At 50.9% G+C, this 275-nt stretch carries 1 protein-coding gene; it reads right to left on the minus strand.

Annotated features, from left to right (window positions below; genetic code table 11):
• Positions 1–275: CSS-motif domain-containing protein (locus FDX22_RS32390; RefSeq protein ID WP_255433100.1), on the minus strand; the 275-nt coding region annotated here is incomplete at both ends.

A 275-nucleotide genomic window follows, 5' to 3' on the forward strand; every position in this document is an offset into this window, starting at 1 on the left:
GGATCGTGAGTGCGGCTTCGTGATAGAAATTTTGATGGACGCGATCGCGGGTCGTCGAAACAATAATCGCGATCGGGCGCTTCTCAGAACGAACGATGGTATAGAACCGATCGTCCAGTTGGAAGGTAGAGGCTTTACCGCGCACCAGCGGCAGAAATTGCTTAACATGCGCCTGATTGCTGGCGGAGAAGAAAGTATCCGTTATCGTGTCATAGACGCCCCACAATAGGCCAGGGTCATCTGACATGACTTCGCTGTAAGATAATGGGTTAATG

Origin of the sequence: Citrobacter sp. TBCS-14 (genome assembly GCF_005280805.1) — a bacterium.
GTDB classification, from domain to species: Bacteria; Pseudomonadota; Gammaproteobacteria; order Enterobacterales; family Enterobacteriaceae; genus Citrobacter; species Citrobacter gillenii.